Raw genomic sequence first — 21,934 nt, forward strand, 5'->3', positions numbered from 1 at the left:
AACCTATGTTTACGTTAAATCGGGCCTTGCTTTTACTAAAGCGGCTCCAGCGACGGCAGCTCAAATGCCAGGGGATTGCGCTGGTATCGTTTTAAGTTAGCCCTTATGGATGCTATCAGTTCATACTCGCTGGCATACGTAATAAAATAATATCCGGGGCGGTATTTCTTCATAAAGTCATCCAGCTTTCCTCCTTGCAGCCCTGTTACCCGGCCTACAAAAGCTCTGCTGAAGCGATAATCTATCGTGTTTTGCTTATAATCGGCATCCAGTACATCGCGCAGGTGTTTAGCGTTACGCCCCTCTTTACTAAAAGCGTTGTAAAGCGCATCAATACTTAAACCAACGCTGCCTCCGCTAAAACTCAGCAGATCCTTATTGGCCAGCGAGCCATAAGCCTTACTGTAAAGCGACCGGTTTTTATCCATAATTGATCTTGGTGTAGCCAATGCGCCATAAATATTCACTTCTTTAAGTGCTATGCCGGCACGGCTTAAATAAACAACTTTTGCCATATCGTTTGAAACGCGTACCGTGTCATTAAAATAATCTGCTTTGCTAAAAACCAGCAGGTCGCCCGGCTCTGATTTTACTTTAAATACACCGTTCAGGTTATTATACATGCTTTCGCCTGTTCGTAGGTTTACAATGTTAACAACGGCTATCCGGTCTTTTGTTACGGCATCAAAAACCAGGCCCTCTGTAAACTTTTGCTGAGCAAAGGTTTGCAGGCACGCGGTAGTAAATAATATAAACAGTAACAGCCGTTTCATTACAGAGCCAAAGCTAAATGTTTGTTTAGTTTTGATGATACATTTAACAATAATTAACAGGATGCTATTTAACAACAATTAACTTTTGGCCCAGTTTAATGTTGTTATCGGCCATGTTGTTCAATGCCTTAAGCTCATCTACACTAAGGCCAAAACGTTTTGAAATATTATATAGTGTATCGCCGGTTACAACGGTGTGTAACTTTTCGGTTGGGGTATTCTGAATAATTGAGTCTTTATTTTCTGTGCCGATATTCTTATTTATCTCGGCTAAAACCCTGTCCTCGCGTTTTATCTTCTGTATCTCGCCCTCCGCCTTATCGTATTGGTCAAGATGATATCGCTCAATTACACCGATCAGCAATTCCGGATATTTGGGGTTGGTGGCATAGCCGGCTTGCTTAAGGCCGCTGGCCCAACCGCGGTAGTCGTTCTTATCCAATTCAAAAAGAGGGGCGTAGCGCTTGCGCTTTAAAAACTCGGAGTGATCCCGATAGGAATCTTCAGGATTGTTATATACCCTGAAACAGTCATTATCCTGATCATCGTTCTTGTAGTAGCTTTTACCATTCCAGTCTGTTGTGCATTTAATACCGAAATGGTTGTTGGCTATTTTAGCCAGATCGCTATTGCCATTGCCCGACTCAAATAGCCCTTGTGCAAGCGTAATGCTTGCGGGGATGCCATAAAGATCCATTTCTTTAATGGCTATCTTCTTAAAACGCTCAATGTATGATGTTACCGTGAAAGGAACGTAGTTGCTTATGGCATCCTTATTAGAGCGCTCAATAGCACTGTTGTTCTTACGGGCCTGGCTGTTTGAAATAACGCTTTTGTGCGCAGAACACGAGGCCAAAAAGGCAATTGACAATAAAAAAATGGAATGATGAAAAACGCGCCGTTTAAATATCATTGCGGCTAAATACTATTACTTTTTCCCGGTTGTAATGGCAGTTTCATATTGTGCCATTTGCAATGGTGCCGGTTTTGCAGGTTCCTTGTCAAGGGTGTTAAGCTCGTATTTTCTAATGATGGCTAAAACCTGGGCGCTCCACTTTTTGCTGCTGGCATAACCGCTGCGCTGAATGCCTTTAACCCATTTCTCGTACTGGGTTTCAGTAAGTTCTGATGATATAGCACCGCGATCGCGACGCTGTGTAATAACCCGGGCAAAATCTGCAAATGATTCCAGAATAGAATCGTACTTTTTGTATGATGAGCGTACTTTCTTCTTGTTTTTATAGTAAACAGAACCGCTATTGCTCTTAAAACCGAACTGATTGTTCAGATTTTTGGCAACTGAACTGTTTCCATTACCAGATTCGTGCATGGCAATGCCTAATATTATGCTGGCAGGGATGCCTGTTTCGCGCATAATACTTATGGCATTATCTTTGAATTGTTCGATATAAGATTGTGAAGTATTTTTTTGTGTTTGCGCGTTTGCTGCAAAACTACAGATGACCAACGTGGCAATCAGTAAGGTTTTCTTCATAATTTACTTTTTTTGGATGACCAGCAACCCATCACGCACCGGGAGTATCAGTTTTTCAACTCTCGGGTCGGCGGCTATCTGATCATTTAGTTGTCGGAAACTTTGGGTATCTGCGTCATTTTCAGCGCCATACACCTTTCCTTTCCACAACACATTATCAATTATTATTAGTCCTCCAGATCTGACTTTGTCAAATATTAATTCAAAGTAAAGAAAATTATTCTTTTTATCCGCATCAATAAACACTAAATCGTACTTTTCTTCATCAATTGTGCCTATAACTTGCGCTGCGGGGCCAAAATGGAGATTAATTTTTTTACCAACATCTGTTAGCGAAAAATGTTTTCGCAACATTTCTTCCATTTCTAAATTAGCCTCAATCGTATGGATAATGCCGTCCTCAACAAGGCCCTCCGCCAGGCAAATAGTAGCATAACCGGTAAATGTGCCTATCTCTAAAATGCGCCGGGGGCGAATCATTTTGCTGACCATGCTCAATACCCTGCCCTGGTAGTGGCCCGTAAGCATATTGGGTTTTAGTACCCTCAGGTGCGTTTCGCGGTTGATGTACTTTAACACCTCCGGCTCCGGCTCACAGTGCGTGTCCAAGTAAGTTTGCAGGTCGTCAGGTAATATTTCCAGTTTGTTGTTCATTATAAATGTTTACGCCATAACAGATACCATTGTTAATACTACCCCCGCCAAATCTACATCTCCACTTAATTGCACGCGCCCAGCCGCCGCTTGCGGGTTAAGGCCCTTGGTAAACAGCTTCCAGGCGGTGTCAGGGTCGAGCAAAACGGTTGCCGATATGGCTTCAGTGTTTTCTTTCTTCAACTGCCAGCCGTTGCCTGTACTTACTAAATACCACTCGCCACCACTTTCTGTGGTAATGGTTATTTTAATTGTTGTTCCTTTTGGTGCGGTTGTGTTACGATAGGTGTGCGGCAATCCGTACATAAACGTATCAATACACGGATAGAAAAGTTCCCTATCCATAATGCCCTGTTTACCCACAGCATCCCTTATCTGCTGTTGATGATGCCATTTTTCTGTGTACTCCCTTGCTACGTGGAACCACATGGTTGAGCGCTCTTCACCTGCCCAAGCTACCGAAAACGGAGCTTCCGCGTTCGGGTCAAGCGATGCTATATAATCATTGTATTGCTTACCCGTATCGTCCATTAATTTTATCAACGTATCCGGATCAACCCTTTTCATGGCGCTTACCCATTCAGCATTTAAATGATTAAGGTAAGCAACCAGATACTGATAGGAGTTGATCTCTCTATCGGGTTTACTGCTGTAGTTGTTTTGCAATGCGATAGCTCTAAAATTCCCGTCCAGCAAATGGGCTGCTATATCTTTAACGGTCCAAAGCCTGGCGATAGTGGGTTTGTGCCACTCTTCTTCGGTGAGCGACCGCAAGAGCTCAATCAGCTTATTATGTAATATTGGGAAAAGGTGTCTCGTCTCAATCATATATACAAAAGTAGAAATTAACGATACTGCTGCATCCAGCTCTGTAGTAATATCACCGCCGAAACGGTATCCACCAGTTCTCTATTCTGCCGCGCTTTCTTACCCATGCCGCTTTGGGCAATTACTGCCGATGCCATTTTAGAGGTAAAACGCTCATCCAACATCTCTATTGGGATTTGTGGAAAGGTTTTCTTTAACAGATTAACAAAGCCTTTTACATGCTGTGCAGATTGCGATGGCGTGTTGTCCATTTGCTTGGGTTCACCAACAATAAAACGTTCCACCTGCTCAGTTTGCAGGTATTTCTGCAGGTATTCTATTATTTTAAGCGGATGAATGTTATCCAGCCCGGTTGCTATTATCTGCAGCGGGTCAGTAACGGCAATGCCTATCCGTTTGGTTCCGTAATCAAAGGCCATTATTCTCATGGCTTCGCAGAGATTAGTGATTGGAGATTAGTAATTAATCCATTCATGTTGGCAAAGATACAGTAATTGTACTAATGGGGGGCTCAGAGCCGGGTGAACCCATGTGAGCCCTGTGAGCCTGCGTGAGCTACCCTCCGTATTTTGTCAAAAAACCACGCATTCTCACATCTCCTATCTCACATCTCATATCAAATTATTACTTTGCACCAATGCAGTTTAAACAGATAGTAGGGCAGGCAGCCATCAAGCAGCGTTTGGTAAACTCAATAAACGAGAACCGGGTTAGCCACGCGCAGTTGTTTTTGGGGCCGGAGGGGTCGGGTAGTTTGGCTTTGGCTGTCGCCTACGCCCAATATTTGTGCTGTTTAGATAAGCACGACAATGATTCCTGTGGCGAATGTTCGTCGTGTCGCAAGTACCAGAAGCTGATGCACCCCGATCTGCATTTCTCCTATCCATTCTTCGCCAAACACAAAGATGATACCGCGGTAACTTTTATAGAGCAATGGCGGGATGCTTTTTTAGCCAATCCCTATTTAGGATTAGACAACTGGCGCGGTTACCTGGATGCCGAAAACAAGCAGGCTAATATTAACATCGCTGAATGTCATCAGATAATAAAAAAATTGAGCTTAAAGCCCTTTGAGTCTGATTACAAAGTGCTCATTTTATGGCTGCCTGAGTATTTGGATAAAGAGGGTAACGCGCTTTTAAAAATTATTGAAGAGCCGCAACCTAACACTTTGTTCCTTTTGGTGGCCCAAAACCAGGATCAGATATTGAATACCATTCTCTCGCGTACGCAACTGATTAAGATCCCACCGGTAGCATACGAAGAGATAAAACAACATTTGATTGAGGAGCATCACCAAACAGAAAACGCCGCTGCAGAAATAGCTTACCTGTGCAATGGCAGCTTAAATGAGGCTTTATTTATGCTGCAACAGGGCAGCAAAAGCTATCATCCGCTTTTTGTGCAATGGCTGCGGCTTTGCTTTGGCAATAAAGGAATTGAGGTAGTGGGCTTTGTTGATCAGCTTTCAAAAATGGGGCGGGAGAACCAAAAGAATTTTATACGCTACGGCATTAGTTTTTTAAGGGAATGCGGCCTGTTGCTGGCCGGCGCGGGCGAACTGGTGCGCTTACCCGCTGCCGAATTAGAAACTGCGCAGAAAATGGCGGCAATACTGCATTTGCAGTCCATTAGCGCCATAACGGCCGAGCTGGAAAAGGCCCATTATCATGTGGAAAGAAATGCTAACCCGAAAATTATGTTTTTAGATGTATCTTTACAAATTGTTGGATTTTTAAAATTAAAACCTACCCCACAGGGGGATCAATATATATCAAGATAATATGGGATGTGGAAGTTGCTCAACCGGAGGCGGTTGTACGCCCGCGGGTTGCAAAAGTAATGGCTCGTGCCTTACTAACGGATGCAGTAAATTAGACGTTTACGATTGGCTGTCGCACATGGACATGCCTGTTAATTATAAACCTTTTTCTATAATAGAGGTAAAGTTTAAGGGGTCGCGTAAGGAGTTTTACCAAAATCCCGACAACGTTTACCTTGAAAACGGCGACCTGGTTGTAGTTGAAGCCGCTACCGGCGGATACGACATCGGGCACATATCAATAACCGGCGAACTGGTGCGCATGCAGATGGTTAAGCGCCGCGTTAAGGAAGAGGATGTACTAAAGAAAATATACCGCAGGGCTACACCAACCGATGTAGATAAGTGGAAGGCCGCCAAGGACCTGGAGTGGGAAACCATGCACAGTGCCCGCAAACTGGCGCTTGCGCTTAACCTGAGCATGAAGCTGAGCGACGTAGATTATCAGGCCGATAAAACAAAGGCTACCTTTTATTACACTGCGGAAGGCCGTGTGGATTTTAGGGAGCTGATCAAAAAAATGGCCGAAACCTTCCGCATCCGGATAGAAATGCGGCAGATAGGCATGCGCCAGGAAGCCAGTCGCTTAGGCGGCATAGGCTCATGCGGGCGCGAGTTGTGTTGCTCTACCTGGTTAACCGATTTTAAAACGGTTTCAACATCGGCAGCACGCTATCAAAACCTTTCGTTAAACACCTTAAAGCTTGCGGGCCAATGCGGTAAGTTAAAATGCTGCCTTAACTATGAGCTGGATACTTACATGGATGCGCTAAAACACATCCCAGATAATGTGAATATCCTTAAAACGGTTAAGGGAGACGCGCGACTGCAAAAGACCGATATTTTTAAAAAGCTGATGTGGTTTAGCTACCTGCGCGAAGAATCATGGATTCCTCTCTCGCTTTCGCGCGTTAAAGAGATCCAGCAGATGAATCGTGATGGCGTTTTGCCGGACGATCTTAACATTGTTCAGGAACAGGCTGTTGCTCCGCCTAAGGTGCTTGATTACGAGAACGTGGTTGGACAGGATAGCCTAACCCGCCTTGATGAGCGCAATCGCAAAAAGAAAAACCGTAACAAAAACAAGAATAAAAACAGGCCGGGCAACACCGGCGATGATACGCAAACCCAAGCTTCGCAGGCATCTGCCGATAGACCAAGGGAAGCAAGGCCGCAGCAAGGACCAAGGCCAGACCAGGGCCCTCGACCAGAGCGTGGCCCAAGACCGGAGCGAGGTCCGCGGCCGGAGCAGGGTGCAAAACCAGAGGGCGGTGCTCGCCCGGAACAAGGCCCGCGCCCCGAAGGTGGCGGTAACCCCAACAGAAACCGGAATAAAAACAGGCGTAACAACAATCGCCCCAATAATAATAACAACAATAACAGGGGCGAACAACCCCAATAATTGCAATGAAAAACGCGCGCCTGCTTTATTATTTGTTGGTTAGTTGTTTGCTTTTTGCTTTTAATAGCTGTTCTGACCCCGGCGCTGTAATTGACGATAACATGGCCCTGCCAAACAAGGTATGGCCGTATAACAACCACGTTGGCTATAATTTTAAAATAGACGATGTTAATGCCGGGTATAATTTTTATATCAACCTGCGGGTAACAGGCGATTATAAATATTCTAACCTATTTGTTTTGATCAGCGATCCGGTTAAGAAAAAACCGGCGGCGCGTTATGAATTAAAACTTGCCCGGCCGGATGGGCAATGGCTGGGTAAGGGCTCCGGCAATCTGTACAGCTTTCGCATACCCTTTAAATCAAATTATAAATTCCCGGCACCCGGCACCTATCATATCAGCATAGAGCAGAACATGCGCGATAATCCGCTACACGAGGTAAGCGACGTGGGTTTGAGGGTAGAACAAGCCAGGTAGATGTGCAGATATGCAAATGTGAGGATGTCCCATAAGATATCAGCATATAACAATATATAGTTAGTGGCATTTGCGCCCTATGCTGATGTTCAAATAAAAATGTCGGTATTAAGCTCCCTCTCATCTGCACATTTACATATCTTCACATTCGCACATCATCAAATTTTTCCTACCTTCGTTTTGCTAATATTTTTATCAAAATGGATCTGGTTGTACTAATTGTTTCGCTTGTTTTATTGGTTGTGGCGGTGGTTTTGTTTTTAAAGCGACCGAAAGCCATAGCAAGTATTTCTGAAGAAGAAATTGCGCGCATTAAAGCCGAAGCCGACCAGCTAAAAATATCCCTGGCCATAGCCGAGCAAAAAGCAGTTGGCGTGGTTGCCGAAAAAGAGAGCATTACGCAGCTTTTGAAAGAAGAAAAAGAGCGCCTATTGGATGAACTATTAACCGTTCGCACCAGCCTGGACCAGGCTAATCAATCCCTTGAAAGCGCACGTTCCTATTATAAATCTCAACAGGAAAAGATCCAGGAGCAAAAGGCAGAGGTAGAGCAGATCCGCGCAAACTTTCAAAAAGAGTTTGAGAATGTTGCCGAGAAGCTGCTTAAAGAAAAATCAAAAGAGTTTATTGATGTAAACCGCAATAACCTGGATACCATCCTTAATCCGCTTAAAGAAAACCTTAAAGCGTTTGAAGATAAGGTAGACAAGGTGTACAATATGGAAGCTGCGGAACGCAACACCATGAAAGGGGTAATAACCCAGCTAATGGAACTGAACAAGCAGATTAGCGACGAAGCCAGCAACCTGACCAAAGCACTTAAAGGAGACAATAAAAAGCAGGGTAACTGGGGCGAGGTGATATTGGAGAAAGTGTTGGAGCGCTCCGGCCTGGTAAGGGATCAGGAATACCGCTTACAGGCGAGTATAACCGGCCTTGACGGCAGCCGCCTGCAGCCCGACGCTATAATTGACCTTCCGGATAATAAACACCTCATAATCGACTCTAAGGTATCCCTGATAGCTTATGAACGTTTGGTGAATTGCGAGACCGAAGAGGATAGAAAGTTGTTCTCAAAGGCGCATGTAGAGTCTATACGCGGGCATGTGCATAACCTGTCAACCAAAAACTATCATGACCTGTACCAGATCAACTCGCCCGATTTTGTTTTGCTGTTTGTGCCGATAGAATCATCGTTCAGTTTTGCCGTTCAGTTAGATGCCGAACTGTTTAGCGATGCCTGGGATAAGCGGGTGGTTATAGTTAGCCCGTCAACCTTATTGGCTACGCTGCGCACCATTGCCAGCATGTGGAAACAGGAGCGCCAAAACAAAAACGTGCTGGAAATTGCCCGCCTAAGCGGCAGCATGTATGATAAGTTTGTTGGCTTTGTTACCGACATGGAAAGCATCGGCAAAAACATTAAGCAAAGCCAGAGCGCGTATGACAGCGCTCTTAACAAACTAACCGATGGTGCTGGCAACCTTACCCGCACGGCAGAGAAGATACGCAGTTTAGGCGCTAAGGCCAATAAGCAGATAGACCAAAAGTATATTGGGGATGAGGAAGAACCAGCCCCCTAACCCCCTGAAGGGGGAATATTAAAGTTGTCATTCTTCACTGCGTTCAGAATCCCATCAAACTATGCTAAGCGTGCGACCTGGATAGCTTATAAGATTCTTCACTACGTTCAGAATGACAATAGGTATTATTGATGATTTGTTTACTTCTTCGTCACCTTTACTTCGGTAAGCGAAACGCCTTTCATATTTCCTGATATTGGCGTGCCTGCGGTATTCATTTTAAAACCAAAATCCATATCAATAGCAAACCGAACCGGAAACGCTGCGGCAATGTTATAAATCATACTGCCTTTTCCGGTGCCGTTCATGGTCATTTTGCCTGCATTCTGAGGAAGATCCATTGTCATATCCAATACCTGGTTCAAGTCAAAAATGGCTTCATTTGCCTTGATCTCTTTCAGCGTATATTTTATTTTGGTCATTACCTCGGTGCTTCCCGCACCAACCGGAAGGCTTATCGGCATATTCTGTTCAAAACTCTCGCCAACTTTTAATGTTGCCTCCGGAAAGCTGTACTGATTAAAGATCTGTGAAAGCTGTTCCTGTGCCGAAGCTTTAGCTGCCGCGTTTGTTGTATCTCCCTTAATGCCATCTACCGCTAATTTCTTTGTATCGTTGGAGTAATGCCCCAGAAAACCAATGCCTTTAATGCTGGTTTGCGGCAAAGGCAATGCTTGTCCGTTCATGCTGCCGTTCATGGCAAAGTCGGTGTACGTTGCGGTAAACGGAACCTCTTTTTTCGCGTTAATGGCCTGGGTGGCCATATCTACTGCCATGGCCATGTTCATTTTCATCACCATGTTTGATGGCTGGCCCGCCGCTTTCAATGCTTGTGCTGTTGCCTCGTCGCCAATGCTCATTTTCATATCCATGTCCATTTTGTAGGTGGTGGCATAGTTTTGCATCGGCAAATATTTCACACTCAGTTTTAAGGTTTGCTGTGCAAATACGGTTTGCGCGGCCAGGCAAATTATGCCCAATACTAATGCTTTTTTCATGATAGGGTTTTGATGATTTTATGTGTTAGGGTTATTTATTTGTGGTTCTTCAGCTGGCTTTTATCTATTACCACGTAGATAGTATCTACCACGCGCCCTGCACGTGTGTTTTGACTGCCGAACAGTGAGGCCATATTCTTATCAAGCACCTCTACCTTGTCAACAAAATGGTTAGTTTCGCCACGATTGTTAAACCAGTTTTTTCCCTTAGCCTCGTGGTATACCAGTTTAACCTTCCAGCCATATTGCGCTGCGCTGTCCAACTGCTTTATAACTATTGGGCTGGGTTTATTATTATCTATAGAAAAATCAAATGGCACGCTGCTGTTCATCCCGGTTTGGGTAACATTCAGGTGGCCTTCCCATGATTTCCACCACAAGCCGGTATTTGAAAATTGCGTAATAACGCCAATGCGCTCGCCATTAGAGTAATTTTCAGAGCACGACGCCATCGCGATAGCAACAAACGCTAAGAGTACAATTTTTTTCATCGCTTTTAATTTATTGTTAGATAGGTGCGCACACTAAATGTTACATCACAACCTGCTTCAGGGGGCCGGGGCGCTAAAGGCATTCCAGCCCTGTGCTTTTATCTCATGCATATTACCCGCCTTGGTTACCAGGTTGCAGCCCGATGCCGGTTCAGTAATATGCCCGATAATGGTAATATCCATTTTAAATTTGATCTTATCATAATCGGCCTGACGCACGGTGAACAGCAGTTCATAATCCTCGCCGCCGCTTAAAGCGCAAACGGTTGGGTCCATGTTAAAGCCGCGGGCAGTTTCAAAGGTCATAGGGTCAATAGGTATCTTTTCTTCATAAATACTGCAGCCTTTATTGCTTTGCCTGCATATATGCAATATCTCTGATGCTAACCCGTCAGACACATCTATCATGGCGGTTGGTTTTACTTCAATTTCCTTTAATAGCTCCACAATGTCTTTGCGGGCTTCGGGCTTCAACTGGCGCTCTACTATATAATCTTTTCCTTCCAGATCGGGTTGGATATTCGGGTTTTCCAGATAGATCATCTTTTCCCGCTCCAATAACTGCAGCCCCATGTAGGCCCCGCCCAGATCGCCTGATACGCAGATCAGGTCGCCTTCCTGCGCGCCGTTACGGTAAACAATATCCTCCGCATCGGCATAGCCAATAGATGTAATGCTGATAACCAGGCCTTGTTTTGATGCAGAAGTATCACCCCCAATAACATCAACACCATACTTTTTGCAGGCGATATAAACACCTTCGTATAACTCCTCAATGGCCTCAATAGGAAACTTGCTCGACATACCCAACGATACCGTTATCTGCGTAGCCATACCATTCATGGCATAAATATCGCTTAGGTTAACCTGCACTGCTTTATAGCCCAGGTGCTTAAGCGGCACATAAGCCAGGTCAAAGTGAATACCCTCCAGCAGCAGATCTGTTGATACCAGCATTCGTTTACCTTCCGTATCTAACACGGCGGCATCGTCGCCCACACCTTTTATGGTGCTTTTATTTACCAGCTCAATATTGTCTGTTAAATGCTTTATCAGGCCGAACTCGCCTAAGGCCTCTATATTGGTTTTCTCTTTATTATCAAACATTGCCATTACACGTTTTTATGCGTGTGCAAAAATACGAAACCCTGCCCAATTGAACCCTTGATTGCTTTTATTAAGTTTGGCCAATGCTTATCATATGGTTTTGATGCCGATGCGCCGTATACTTTCTACTCTATTTATTTTATCACTTGCCCTGTGGGGCTGCAATAATGGCGCGCCTAAATCAGCTATTACTCCCATACAAAGCTTTGTGAATACTGCCGTTATTGCTCAACCTGTTACCTACACCATTACTGAAGATTTTGAAACCGGCGAAAAGTCGACCTATAAAAAAGGAGATGTTGATCTAATTACGGGCAACTGGACTTTAAATGATGCCCTTATTGCTACGGATAGCATCGGTAACAAAAACAGGCACAGCTCTGCTCGCCTGCGATCCGGTTATATCAGCATGAACTTTGATGTGGCAGGTGTAAAGCAGATCAGTATAAAACACGCCAAATATGGTAAAGGCGGCAAGGCTAAATGGCAATTATATTTCTCGGTAGATGGTGGCGTAATTTACCTGCCTTTGGGAATGCCGGTAAATGATACAGATACCCTATTAAGAACCGACTCTTTCCAATTTAATATCACTAAACGGGCTCGTTTTAAAATTTTTAAAAAGGGCACATCACGCATCAATATTGATGATATTACATTTAAAGGTACTGGCGATGCCGGTATATTAGTAGGCATTCCTGAGGTACAGATACCTGATACAGTGAGGGTTTCATCAGCCGCCGTAAGGGGCGTTGTAATTGGCAGTGATGCCGCGCCCGCCACCGGAGATAATAGTAACATGTTGTTCGGCAATCCATCGGGCGCGCAGGCGGTAATTGCCATGGCTGATAATTATTTGATAGATATGGGTTATTACACCGAATCGTACAACAGATCAAAAGCCGGGCCCAATTGGGTAAGCTGGCATATTGATGCCGCCAACATTACTAACACTGTTCCACGGGTAAATAACTTTGCCGCATTTAATGGCTTGCCCCCGGATTGGTTCGCGGTTAAAAACAACAGTTATAGCTACAGCAAATATGGATTTGAACGCGGCCACAACTGCCCATCTGCCGACAGGACAAGCTCGGCCAACGCTAACTCCTCTACCTTTTTAATGACTAACATGATACCCCAGGCTCCCAATAACAATCAGTATACCTGGGGTAGTTTTGAGGATTACCTGCGCTCTTTGGTTTTGCAGGGAAATGAGGTTTATATAATTATGGGGAGTTACGGTACCGGCGGAACGGGAGCTAAGGGCTACTTTAGCAATATAACATCAGGTGATTATAAAATAAATGTCCCCTCTAACATTTGGAAAGTGGCGCTAATTATTCCGGGCGGGAACAACGATATGCAACGGGTAAACACCGCAACCCGGGTAATCGCCGTTAACACGCCCAACAATAACGCTGTTGATAAAGATTGGCGACGGTACCTCGTATCTGTTCGTGATATTGAGATGGCTACCGGCTATAATTTATTATCCAACCTGCCGCAACAACTGCAGGACGCATTAGAACAAAACAAAAGGGCTACAGCACTGCCGTAACCCTCTCTAAGCGACTACCGGCGAAGCCGGAAAATTTTTTAGAATTTAAAGCCTAAACCAACCTGCCAAACCTGGTTGCGATAATCGGGCGTGTAAGTGTTGCCATAACGGTCTGTACCCTGCAAATTTATGGCATAGCGGCCGTGCAGATCAACTTTTCTGTTCAGATCAAAGCTCACACCTATAACGCCGTCTAAATACGTTTTATGGCCGTTATTGTCGTTGTCATAAGTTGATTGCTGGGTAACAGTAAATCCATCATCATAAGTATTGGTGGTTGACATTAGCCATGAAAGCTGCGGACCTACCAAAACATTAAAATTAGGCGTTACCTTAAATTTGGCTAGTAAAGGCACATCAATAAAATGATTACGTTGGGTAAAGTTGCCATAAGTAGTTCCAACCCTGTAGCCTTTTTGCGAATACAATACTTCTGGTGCGAAAGAGATAGGTTGAATAATTGGCAGATCAGCAAATAAACCCAGGTTTATGCCTAACAAACTACCGGTGTTATAGCCATAATCGCGGGTACTTACACTGTTAGATACGTTAGCGCCAATTTTAAAACCTATGCCGGGTTGAAAGGAATTGTAATTATTACGTTGCTGTGCATAACGTGGGGCGGGGGCGCGCCTAACCGGTTGGCGATAAACTCTGCGCTGCGCATCCGCACTTATCGCCATAGCCATTACTAATGCTAAAAAGAGAATTTTTTTCATAATCGTATTTGTTTAATACGATTTTAGAGGGCGTTAAGCTATAAAGGTTTAACCTAATAAAAATGTCATTTCGACGAGTGGCGGGAGGCTGTGAAGAGAGCAAAGGAGAAATCCTTTCAAAGCACCAAGGTCATGGACAGTTCGAAAAGATTTCTCTTCGCCCTAACGCTCAATCCTTTGCTTCGCTCATCGAAATGACAAAGAGTTTGTTTTTTTTCCCTATAACCCCAACCTTGCCGATATCTCCAGCATTCTTTCAATAGGTTTTACCGCTTTTTCAATAATATGCTGTGGTACAGTTATCTCCGGCATTTCATTTTTTAAGCACAGGTAAAGTTTTTCTAACGTATTCCTTTTCATGTGCGGGCAATCATTACAGGCGCATTGGTTATTTGGTGGTGCAGGTATAAAAACCTTATCCGGGTTTTCCTTTTGCATCTGGTGAATTATGCCCGGTTCTGTAGCAACAATAAACTCTTTAACCGGGCTATTAGTAGCATATTTTAGTATGCCCGTGGTTGATCCAATATAATCAGCCATTTTTAATATAACATCCTCGCATTCCGGATGTGCCAGTAATTTAGCATTTGGATAGCGCTCCTTTAAACGGGTTATTTTCTCCTGCGAAAATATCTCGTGTACCATACAAGCACCATTCCATAATACCAGATCTCTTCCTGTTTTTTTAGCTACATAGGCTCCTAAGTTTTTATCGGGCCCGAATATTATTTTCTGGTCCTTTGGCAGGCTTTCTACAATTCCGATAGCGTTGCTTGATGTGCAGACTATATCGCTCAAAGCTTTCAGTTCGGCCGTACAGTTTACATAAGTTATCACCAGGTGATCAGGATATTGCTCCTTAAACTTTTTAAACAAATGCGGCGGGCAGCTGTCGGCTAATGAACAACCAGCCTTTACGTCGGGTAGTAAAACTTTCTTTGTTGGCGATAATATCTTTGCTGTTTCGGCCATGAAGTGCACACCGGCGAAAACAATAATATCGGCATCGGTTTTTGCAGCTTGTTGCGATAAGCCCAAACTATCGCCAATATAGTCTGCAATGTCTTGTATATCGCCGTCCTGATAATAATGAGCCAGTATAACCGCATTTTTTTCTTTTTTAAGTTTTTCTATTTCAGCAAAAAGATCAAGCGTTGGGTCTATGTATTCCTCAACGTAGCCTTTCAGGTTTATTTCTTCGAAGGTATTCATTTCAACATTTCAATTAATAACAACTAATTATTTTAAATAAAAAAACTTATTGTTATTAGGGTGTTAGTTATGTGTATAAATAGAATGAATTAGGTATTGACAGATATATTACTAACGGGTTATCAACACAGATGTTTATTTTTTTACGTTTTATAATGCTGATTTTTAGATAAGTCTGTTAATGCTGTTTTAATTTAAAAAGTTATTTGTTAATAGTTTTTGGCGTTGATAAATGTTAATTTCACGTGCTTTGTATCTCAAAAGTAGCTTAAAAAATGTGGTTGATGAAAGCCGATTTAGAGGTTATCCACCAAAAAACAATTTGTTAAGTTTTTACTTACACAAAATTAACATCTTTAAAGGCTAATATTAACATAGGCGCTAATTTTACACATATACTATATATAATATGACCAGATCTGTTGATTTCCTGGTAGTGGGTTCGGGTATTGCCGGTTTAAGTTTTGCATTAAAGGCTGCAAAACATGGTAAGGTACTGATAGTTACAAAAGCTAATGAAGATGAATCTAATACCAAATATGCCCAAGGCGGCGTAGCTGTGGTTGTTGATAAAAAAGAGGATTCTTTTGAAAAGCATATAAATGATACGCTTGATGCCGGCGATGGGCTGTGTGATACAGAAGTTGTAGAGATAGTTGTTAAGGAAGGCCCGGATAGAATTAACGAGATTATTGATTACGGAACCAATTTTGACAAGACAAACGAAGGTATTTTTGATCTGGCAAAAGAGGGTGGACACTCAGAGTTTAGGGTATTACACTATAAAGATATAACCGGTTTTGAAATGGAGCGGGCCTTGTTAGAGCAGATTCACAACAATACCAATATAGAGATACTAACACATCATTTTGCTTTAGATCTGATAACGCAGCATCATTTAGGTGAGTTTGTAGATAAATCAAGCACAAATATTGAATGCTATGGTATTTATGCTTTGAATACCGAAAGCAAGGAAGTTGATAAGATCTTATCAAAAGTAACTGTAATGGCTTCAGGCGGCGCAGGCCATATTTATTCAATTACCACTAATCCAACTATAGCAACCGGTGATGGTGTTGCTATGGTTTACCGCGCTAAGGGCAAGGTGCGTAACATGGAGTTTATCCAGTTTCATCCTACCGCGTTATATAATCCCGGGGAGTATCCCTCTTTTCTGATCTCAGAAGCTGTAAGGGGTTTTGGTGGTATTTTAAAGCGTACCAATGGCGAAGAATTTATGCAAGAATATGACGAGCGTAAATCATTAGCCCCACGTGATATTGTTGCCAGGGCTATTGATGCTGAGATAAAAAAATCAGGCGAAGATTATGTTTACCTGGATATCCGTCATCGTAGTAAAAAGGATATACTGGCACATTTCCCTAATATTTATGCCAAATGTTTGGATATAGGTATTGATATGACCAAGGATATGATACCTGTTGCGCCTGCATGTCATTATATGTGTGGTGGGGTGATGGTTGATCATTATGGAAGATCATCTATAAGCAGGTTATATGCTTGCGGCGAATGTTCTTCAACCGGCTTGCACGGTGCTAACCGTTTAGCTTCTAATTCGTTATTAGAAGCTTTGGTATTTGCACACCGTATTTATACAGATGCTGCTAAAGAGTTTGATAATAAAGTTATTCCTGATAATATCCCCGATTGGGATGAAAAAGGTGTTCAGTTATCCAACGAGGATATTTTGGTAACACACAACGTGCGCGAAATGCAAAAATTAATGAGTGACTATGTTGGTATAGTACGCTCAGATTTTCGTTTAGAAAGGGCTATGCGCCGTTTAGGTTTATTGCATGAGGAAACAGAGGATTTTTATAAAAAGACAAAAGTATCAGTTAAACTGTGCGAGTTGCGTAATTTGATACAGGTATCTTATATCGTTGTAAAATCAGCTATGAAGCGAAAGGAAAGCAGGGGATTACATTATACTACGGATTACCCGGAGCATCAGCAGATTTTGGAAGATACGGTGTTTTAATTAGTCGTTTAGTTTATCCCAATTGACAGATTTAGAAAGCTTTATATAGTAAAATGGTAGCTTACTCAAATAGGGCGGATCTAAAATTATAAATTCAGGATACATGTAAATTTCATAAGATTTAAGAGTATCGGAGTTTTTAAATGCAATTTTCATATAAAAATGCCCGGGTTTGAGTATAGGCATATTATAGGCCTTAGATTTATTTAGAATGTTCTTTAGTTTGGCTTTGCCTGTTGGAGATAAGTTGTAGCGCTTGTTATCCCAGGAATTATAGATTTCAACATCAGTTATAGAATCAACAGGAAGAAAGGAATCTATTTTAACCTCCTTTAATAACCTTCGGTTTTGAGCAGAAGATTTAGTGTAGATTAGAACACAAATAGTAATAACTAAGAATGCTATTTTTTTCATGTTATACTTAATATGCCTTTGAGCGGAAAACGGGATTCGAACCCGCGGCCTTCAGTTTGGGAAACTGATGCTCTACCAACTGAGCTATTTCCGCTTATTGTACTAAAGTAGAAAATATATTTAAATTGTCATTGCGAGGTACGAAGCAATCGCGAACTTTGGATACTTGCGATTGCTTCGTACCTCGCAATGACATAAAGAAAATAATATGCCTTTAATTTTACCCGTGAAAGATAAAGCTCCTGCATGGGGCAGCGACTGTTTTATAGCTGAAAACGCCACTATCGTTGGCGATGTTCAGATGGGCAATAATTGTTCAGTTTGGTTCAACGCGGTGATCAGAGGCGATGTAAACTACATCAGCATAGGCAACAATACCAATATACAGGACGGCGTAGTAATACATGGCACTTACCTTAAAGCCGCTACCAACATAGGCAATTATGTATCCATAGGGCATAATGCGCTGGTACATGGGTGTACGCTCAAAGACCACTCCCTGGTGGGTATGGGCGCTATAGTAATGGATGGCGCTGTTGTTGAAGAATACGTAATTATCGGTGCCGGATCTGTTGTTTTAGAAAAGACAATTTGCGAGTCTGGATACCTTTACGCCGGTTCGCCTGCAAAAAAAATAAAGCCGTTAACTGATGAGCAAAAGGCTTTATTAGATAAACTTCCGGATAATTACATCTTATATTCCGGCTGGTTTAAGGATTAGCAGCAGGTTCCTTTGGTATTTGAACATCTGCAGAGTCTTGCCAATTAGGGCGAACGGTGTAAACTGTTGGATTTAGCCAAACCTGCTCCGGCTGGGTTTTTCCCGCTACGCTACCCGTGTCCCATTTGCCGTTCTTGTTAGCATCATACGATACCTTTAATTGATATTTTCCGGCCGGTAACTGTTTGTAAATGATAGATGTACTTCGCGTTATACGTTCTGTTCTAACTACTACTTTTTGTTCGTTACTGGCGGTTAAAAGCTCTATGATATAACTTTTGCCAGTATCAGGCACAGCTATCCGGATAGTTTGTTCACTGTAATTTTCCGGATTATCTAAACTAAACGACTTTTGCGTCTTTTTTATCTTATCTCCAAAAAACCCTGTAATTGAATTCTCATTGAAAATAAGGTTATACTTTGCTTTGAGTTTCCAGGGATATCTAAAAAGGAGCTTTTTGCGGGTGCTGGTATCACGCCGTATAGTATAATTTACTTTATTAGAATCTTCCATTAAAGTTATTAACTGTTGGTCAAAGCTTTCTATGGGCATGTTTGATGTAACGATAAGATCGCTGCCGGGTTTAATAACGCTATTAGCGTTTATATTGTAATTTAAGGCAATATTACGTGTAAATGTTTCTCTGCGGGCTTTTCTAAGGGTTAACGTGTCAAAAGCAATGCCTTTTTCAGAAATAGCCAGCTTTACGGAATCAAATTCCATGTTTTTTGAATACACACTGATAGTGTCATTGGTCTTATTAATTTCAACCCATTTCTGCGCATCAAGATTTGCCGGCGATATTATTCTGATAGATGGACGGCTAAGTGGCCGGTTGGCAACAAGCAGCATACTGCCATCGCGATCAAAATTTCTGGTTGAAAAACGCAGCTGGGCTGCTATTTCTTTAAACAAAGTTAAATTAATGCCGGATGTATCCTTTTTTAACTGAATAGGATTGGCCTTAAAGGCAATGAGTTCGTTATCGCTGTTATATATCTTATCCGCAGATGATTCTTTTAAGGCGTATATTTTATAAGCGTCGGCTTTTAAATTACTAAACTTGAAGTTTCCAACGCTATCCGTGAGGGTAAACAAAGCAGGTTTCTTTTTCCCGAATAAAAGAGAGTCCTGTTTCAGGTTGAATAACATCACCGTGGCCTCTTTTTCTTTTTGTTGAGTTAAGGCGTTAAACACGGTCCCGCTGATGCTTAACGAATCAATAGACGGGCCGGTGGCAAAAACATACGTAAGGTTTTTTACAATGTTTCCTTCATTTACATCGGTTATAGCCTTGCCAAAATTAATAACGTAAGTTGTGTTTTTTTGCAGGGAGTCTTTTAATTCTATTACCAGTGTTCTTTGTTTATACGTGTACTCCGGCGTGCGCTCCTGTGCCGGCGATATGCTGATCTCCTGGTATTGATTATTGAGCTTGAAGTATTCATCAAATTCGAGCTCAATTTTATTTCCTTTAAAATTTCTGGTTTGATCAAGCGGAGTGGCCTTTAATAATTTTGGAGCGGCAAGGTCGCGCGGGCCCCCCTGCGGTCGTTGTTGTACGGCGCAGCCTGATAACGCTAACAGGGCCAAAAAAAGAGGCCTTAAATGAGAAAAAAGGGAGCGTTTTTTATTTAACATTATTTTTAAGCGCTATAAGCAACTTTTTTGTTTTTACGAAGGTTATCATTAAAAAAATGAGAAAGCGGCTTATAAATAAAATTTTGTAATATATTGAAAATCAAATGTTTATATACTATCTGCTTATATGTACCATCAAAACAGAGATATCAGACGGCGAAACACCGGAAATGCGCGAGGCCTGGCCCAGAGTGCGCGGTTTTATCCGCATCAATTTTTCGCGGGCCTCTTTTGACAACGACACCAATTGGTGATAATCAAAATCGGTATTTATTTCTTTGTCCTCCATTTTTTTCATTTTAGAAACTATCTCTATTTCTTTTTCAAAATAACTCTCGTATTTGATTTTTATTTCGGCCTGTTCAATAGTTTCTTTATCATATTTTGAAAGCAGCTCTTTAAAGCTATCATCGGCAACGGCCAAGTCATTGATAGATACCTGCGGCCTGCTTATTAAAGCAAATAGTTTAACGTTTTGCTGAAGCGTACTTGTGCCTAAATCTTCTAATAGCGAATTTACATTAGCGGGAGTAATGGCGCGGTTTTTTGTAAAGGAAACAATATCATCGGAGTTTTTTATTTTCTGATTTACTTTCTCCAGGCGCTCATCGCTTATTAAGCCCAGTTCGTGCCCAATCGGACTTAGGCGGATATCCGCATTATCCTGCCTCAATAATAGACGATGCTCCGCTCTTGATGTGAACATTCGGTATGGCTCTTCCGTTCCTTTAGTTACCAAGTCATCTATTAGTACGCCGATGTATGATTCTGATCGCTTCATGATCAACTCATGCTTATCGTGTATTTTCTGATGCGCGTTTATGCCTGCAATGAAACCTTGAGACGCTGCTTCCTCATACCCCGTTGTGCCATTGATTTGGCCGGCGAAGTAGAGGTTACTTACCAGTTTTGTTTCTAACGTCAACCCTAATTGGGTAGGCGGAAAGTAATCATACTCTATAGCATAACCCGGACGAAACATTTTAGCATTTTCAAATCCCGGTATTTGTGTCAGGGCCTTGTATTGTACGTCTTCCGGCAATGAGGTTGAGAAGCCGTTTACATAGATCTCTACTGTGTTTAATCCTTCGGGCTCTACAAATATCTGGTGACGGTCACGCTCAGCGAAACGGTTGATTTTATCCTCTATAGAAGGACAGTAACGCGGACCCAGGCCTTTGATCCTACCGGTAAACATGGGCGATTTTTCAAATCCCTCTTTTAAGGTTTCGTGAACTTTGGTGTTAGTATAAGTTATCCAGCAGCACCGCTGTTCTTTTATTTGCTCTACATCTGTGTACGAAAAGCGCCCTCTTTCTTCATCTCCCCACTGTTCTTCCATTACGGCATAATTCAAGCTGCGCCCATCTATACGCGGAGGGGTGCCGGTTTTCATACGGCCTGAGTCGAAGCCCAGTGAAAGCAATTGTTCGGTTAAGCCCGTTGCTGCTTTCTCTCCTGTGCGGCCCCCGCCAAATTTTTTTTCGCCAATATGTATTACGCCATTTAAAAAAGTGCCATTGGTTAACACAACAGCACTACATGCTATCTCTACACCTAATGATGTTTTTACACCAGTAACGGTATTATTTTTAACTAGAACTTCGTTAACAGTATCCTGCCAAAAATCGACATTTGGGGTTCGTTCCAGGGCCAGGCGCCATTCTTCTGCAAAACGCATACGGTCGCTTTGGGCCCGGGGGCTCCACATAGCAGGTCCTTTTGACAAATTCAACATGCGAAATTGCAGGGAGGATTTGTCTGTTATTATACCAGAATAACCACCCATTGCGTCAATTTCGCGCACTATTTGCCCTTTGGCTACGCCACCCATAGCGGGATTGCAGCTCATTTGAGCTATTACGCCCATGTTCATGGTGATTAGCAAAACCGATGAACCCAGGTTGGCGGCAGCAGCAGCGGCTTCACAGCCGGCATGCCCGGCACCTACTACTATTACGTCGTACTTCTTAAACATTTAATCCTCCATGTTCCACGTGGAACAGTTATGTTCTGTTTGTTTAAAGTTCCACG

General features: G+C 42.6%; 21 protein-coding genes and 1 tRNA gene. 7 read left to right on the top strand and 15 right to left on the bottom strand.

From position 1 onward, the window contains the following. Positions 1 to 35: 35 nt before the first annotated feature. The 6 genes from ACFQZS_RS18340 to ruvX form a co-directional block, all read right to left on the bottom strand. Entirely contained in the window at positions 36 to 773 is a 738-nt protein-coding gene (locus ACFQZS_RS18340; protein ID WP_377102460.1) for a hypothetical protein, read from the bottom strand. Between the two features lie 64 nt (positions 774 to 837). Then, positions 838 to 1,686 (bottom strand): glucosaminidase domain-containing protein, encoded by an 849-nt coding sequence (locus ACFQZS_RS18345; protein ID WP_377102462.1) that lies wholly within the window; start codon positions 1,684 to 1,686, stop codon positions 838 to 840. A 15-nt stretch (positions 1,687 to 1,701) separates the two neighbouring features. Then, entirely contained in the window at positions 1,702 to 2,268 is a 567-nt protein-coding gene (locus tag ACFQZS_RS18350) for a glucosaminidase domain-containing protein (RefSeq protein ID WP_377102463.1), read from the bottom strand. Between the two features lie 3 nt (positions 2,269 to 2,271). After that, a complete protein-coding gene (locus tag ACFQZS_RS18355; RefSeq protein ID WP_377102464.1) occupies positions 2,272 to 2,922 on the bottom strand; it encodes an O-methyltransferase in 651 nt (216 codons plus the stop codon). 9 nt (positions 2,923 to 2,931) lie between these two features. Continuing rightward, a complete protein-coding gene (locus ACFQZS_RS18360; protein ID WP_377102465.1) occupies positions 2,932 to 3,750 on the bottom strand; it encodes a maleylpyruvate isomerase N-terminal domain-containing protein in 819 nt (272 codons plus the stop codon). A gap of 17 nt (positions 3,751 to 3,767) precedes the next feature. Beyond that, on the bottom strand, positions 3,768 to 4,178 hold the full coding sequence (gene ruvX, locus ACFQZS_RS18365; RefSeq protein WP_377102466.1) for a Holliday junction resolvase RuvX: 411 nt from the start codon (positions 4,176 to 4,178) through the stop codon (positions 3,768 to 3,770). A 209-nt stretch (positions 4,179 to 4,387) separates the two neighbouring features. Here ruvX and ACFQZS_RS18370 point away from each other — a divergent pair, with 209 nt between their 5' ends. The 4 genes from ACFQZS_RS18370 to rmuC all read left to right on the top strand — a co-directional run bounded on the left by ACFQZS_RS18370 (position 4,388) and on the right by rmuC (position 9,036). After that, complete coding sequence (locus ACFQZS_RS18370; RefSeq protein ID WP_377102467.1) at positions 4,388 to 5,533, top strand: DNA polymerase III subunit; 1,146 nt, start codon at positions 4,388 to 4,390, stop codon at positions 5,531 to 5,533. A 1-nt stretch (position 5,534) separates the two neighbouring features. After that, positions 5,535 to 6,974: a regulatory iron-sulfur-containing complex subunit RicT gene (gene ricT / locus ACFQZS_RS18375; RefSeq protein ID WP_377102469.1), complete on the top strand. Its 1,440-nt coding sequence runs from the start codon at positions 5,535 to 5,537 to the stop codon at positions 6,972 to 6,974. A gap of 5 nt (positions 6,975 to 6,979) precedes the next feature. Beyond that, positions 6,980 to 7,453, top strand: a complete 474-nt coding sequence (locus ACFQZS_RS18380; RefSeq protein WP_377102470.1) for a gliding motility lipoprotein GldH — start codon at positions 6,980 to 6,982, stop codon at positions 7,451 to 7,453. A 200-nt stretch (positions 7,454 to 7,653) separates the two neighbouring features. After that, complete coding sequence (gene rmuC, locus ACFQZS_RS18385) at positions 7,654 to 9,036, top strand: DNA recombination protein RmuC (protein WP_377102471.1); 1,383 nt, start codon at positions 7,654 to 7,656, stop codon at positions 9,034 to 9,036. A gap of 140 nt (positions 9,037 to 9,176) precedes the next feature. Here rmuC and ACFQZS_RS18390 read toward each other — a convergent pair whose 3' ends face one another. Genes ACFQZS_RS18390 through thiL form a run of 3 tightly spaced genes read right to left on the bottom strand, consistent with a single transcriptional unit; the run spans position 9,177 to position 11,632 of the window. After that, positions 9,177 to 10,034, bottom strand: coding sequence for a hypothetical protein (locus ACFQZS_RS18390; RefSeq protein ID WP_377102472.1), 858 nt, complete (start codon positions 10,032 to 10,034; stop codon positions 9,177 to 9,179). 35 nt (positions 10,035 to 10,069) lie between these two features. Further along, positions 10,070 to 10,525, bottom strand: a complete 456-nt coding sequence (locus tag ACFQZS_RS18395) for a hypothetical protein (protein WP_377102473.1) — start codon at positions 10,523 to 10,525, stop codon at positions 10,070 to 10,072. A gap of 57 nt (positions 10,526 to 10,582) precedes the next feature. Beyond that, positions 10,583 to 11,632, bottom strand: coding sequence for a thiamine-phosphate kinase (thiL, locus tag ACFQZS_RS18400; RefSeq protein ID WP_377102474.1), 1,050 nt, complete (start codon positions 11,630 to 11,632; stop codon positions 10,583 to 10,585). A 109-nt stretch (positions 11,633 to 11,741) separates the two neighbouring features. Between thiL and ACFQZS_RS18405 the strand changes: the two genes are divergently transcribed. After that, positions 11,742 to 13,190, top strand: a complete 1,449-nt coding sequence (locus tag ACFQZS_RS18405; protein WP_377102475.1) for a DNA/RNA non-specific endonuclease — start codon at positions 11,742 to 11,744, stop codon at positions 13,188 to 13,190. A gap of 38 nt (positions 13,191 to 13,228) precedes the next feature. Here ACFQZS_RS18405 and ACFQZS_RS18410 read toward each other — a convergent pair whose 3' ends face one another. Next, the gene (locus ACFQZS_RS18410; RefSeq protein WP_377102476.1) at positions 13,229 to 13,909 is read right to left on the bottom strand and encodes a porin family protein; all 681 of its coding nucleotides are present in this window, start codon (positions 13,907 to 13,909) and stop codon (positions 13,229 to 13,231) included. A gap of 219 nt (positions 13,910 to 14,128) precedes the next feature. Then, positions 14,129 to 15,121 carry a quinolinate synthase NadA gene (gene nadA, locus ACFQZS_RS18415; RefSeq protein WP_377102477.1) on the bottom strand — a complete coding sequence of 331 codons (993 nt, stop codon included), beginning with the start codon at positions 15,119 to 15,121 and terminating at the stop codon, positions 14,129 to 14,131. Positions 15,122 to 15,530: 409 nt separating this feature from the next. On the opposite strand from nadA, the gene nadB reads away from it, so the two are divergent. Continuing rightward, on the top strand, positions 15,531 to 17,123 hold the full coding sequence (gene nadB / locus ACFQZS_RS18420; protein ID WP_377102479.1) for an L-aspartate oxidase: 1,593 nt from the start codon (positions 15,531 to 15,533) through the stop codon (positions 17,121 to 17,123). Here nadB and ACFQZS_RS18425 read toward each other — a convergent pair whose 3' ends face one another. Continuing rightward, positions 17,124 to 17,537: a hypothetical protein gene (locus ACFQZS_RS18425; protein WP_377102480.1), complete on the bottom strand. Its 414-nt coding sequence runs from the start codon at positions 17,535 to 17,537 to the stop codon at positions 17,124 to 17,126. It abuts the gene before it with no gap. 21 nt (positions 17,538 to 17,558) lie between these two features. Then, a tRNA-Gly gene (locus tag ACFQZS_RS18430) sits at positions 17,559 to 17,631 on the bottom strand. 114 nt (positions 17,632 to 17,745) lie between these two features. On the opposite strand from ACFQZS_RS18430, the gene ACFQZS_RS18435 reads away from it, so the two are divergent. Further along, positions 17,746 to 18,258, top strand: coding sequence for a gamma carbonic anhydrase family protein (locus tag ACFQZS_RS18435; RefSeq protein WP_377102481.1), 513 nt, complete (start codon positions 17,746 to 17,748; stop codon positions 18,256 to 18,258). Here the strand turns inward: ACFQZS_RS18435 and ACFQZS_RS18440 are convergent. Together ACFQZS_RS18440 and mnmG are read right to left on the bottom strand one after the other, a co-directional pair. Next, a complete protein-coding gene (locus ACFQZS_RS18440) occupies positions 18,248 to 19,900 on the bottom strand; it encodes an Ig-like domain-containing protein (RefSeq protein WP_377102482.1) in 1,653 nt (550 codons plus the stop codon). The genes ACFQZS_RS18435 and ACFQZS_RS18440 overlap by 11 nt on opposite strands. A 115-nt stretch (positions 19,901 to 20,015) precedes the next feature. Continuing rightward, on the bottom strand, positions 20,016 to 21,878 hold the full coding sequence (gene mnmG / locus ACFQZS_RS18445; RefSeq protein ID WP_377102483.1) for a tRNA uridine-5-carboxymethylaminomethyl(34) synthesis enzyme MnmG: 1,863 nt from the start codon (positions 21,876 to 21,878) through the stop codon (positions 20,016 to 20,018). Between the last annotated feature and the right edge of the window lie 56 nt (positions 21,879 to 21,934).

The sequence above is a fragment of the Mucilaginibacter calamicampi genome, assembly GCF_042676765.1.
In the GTDB taxonomy this organism is placed as follows: Bacteria; Bacteroidota; Bacteroidia; order Sphingobacteriales; family Sphingobacteriaceae; genus Mucilaginibacter; species Mucilaginibacter calamicampi.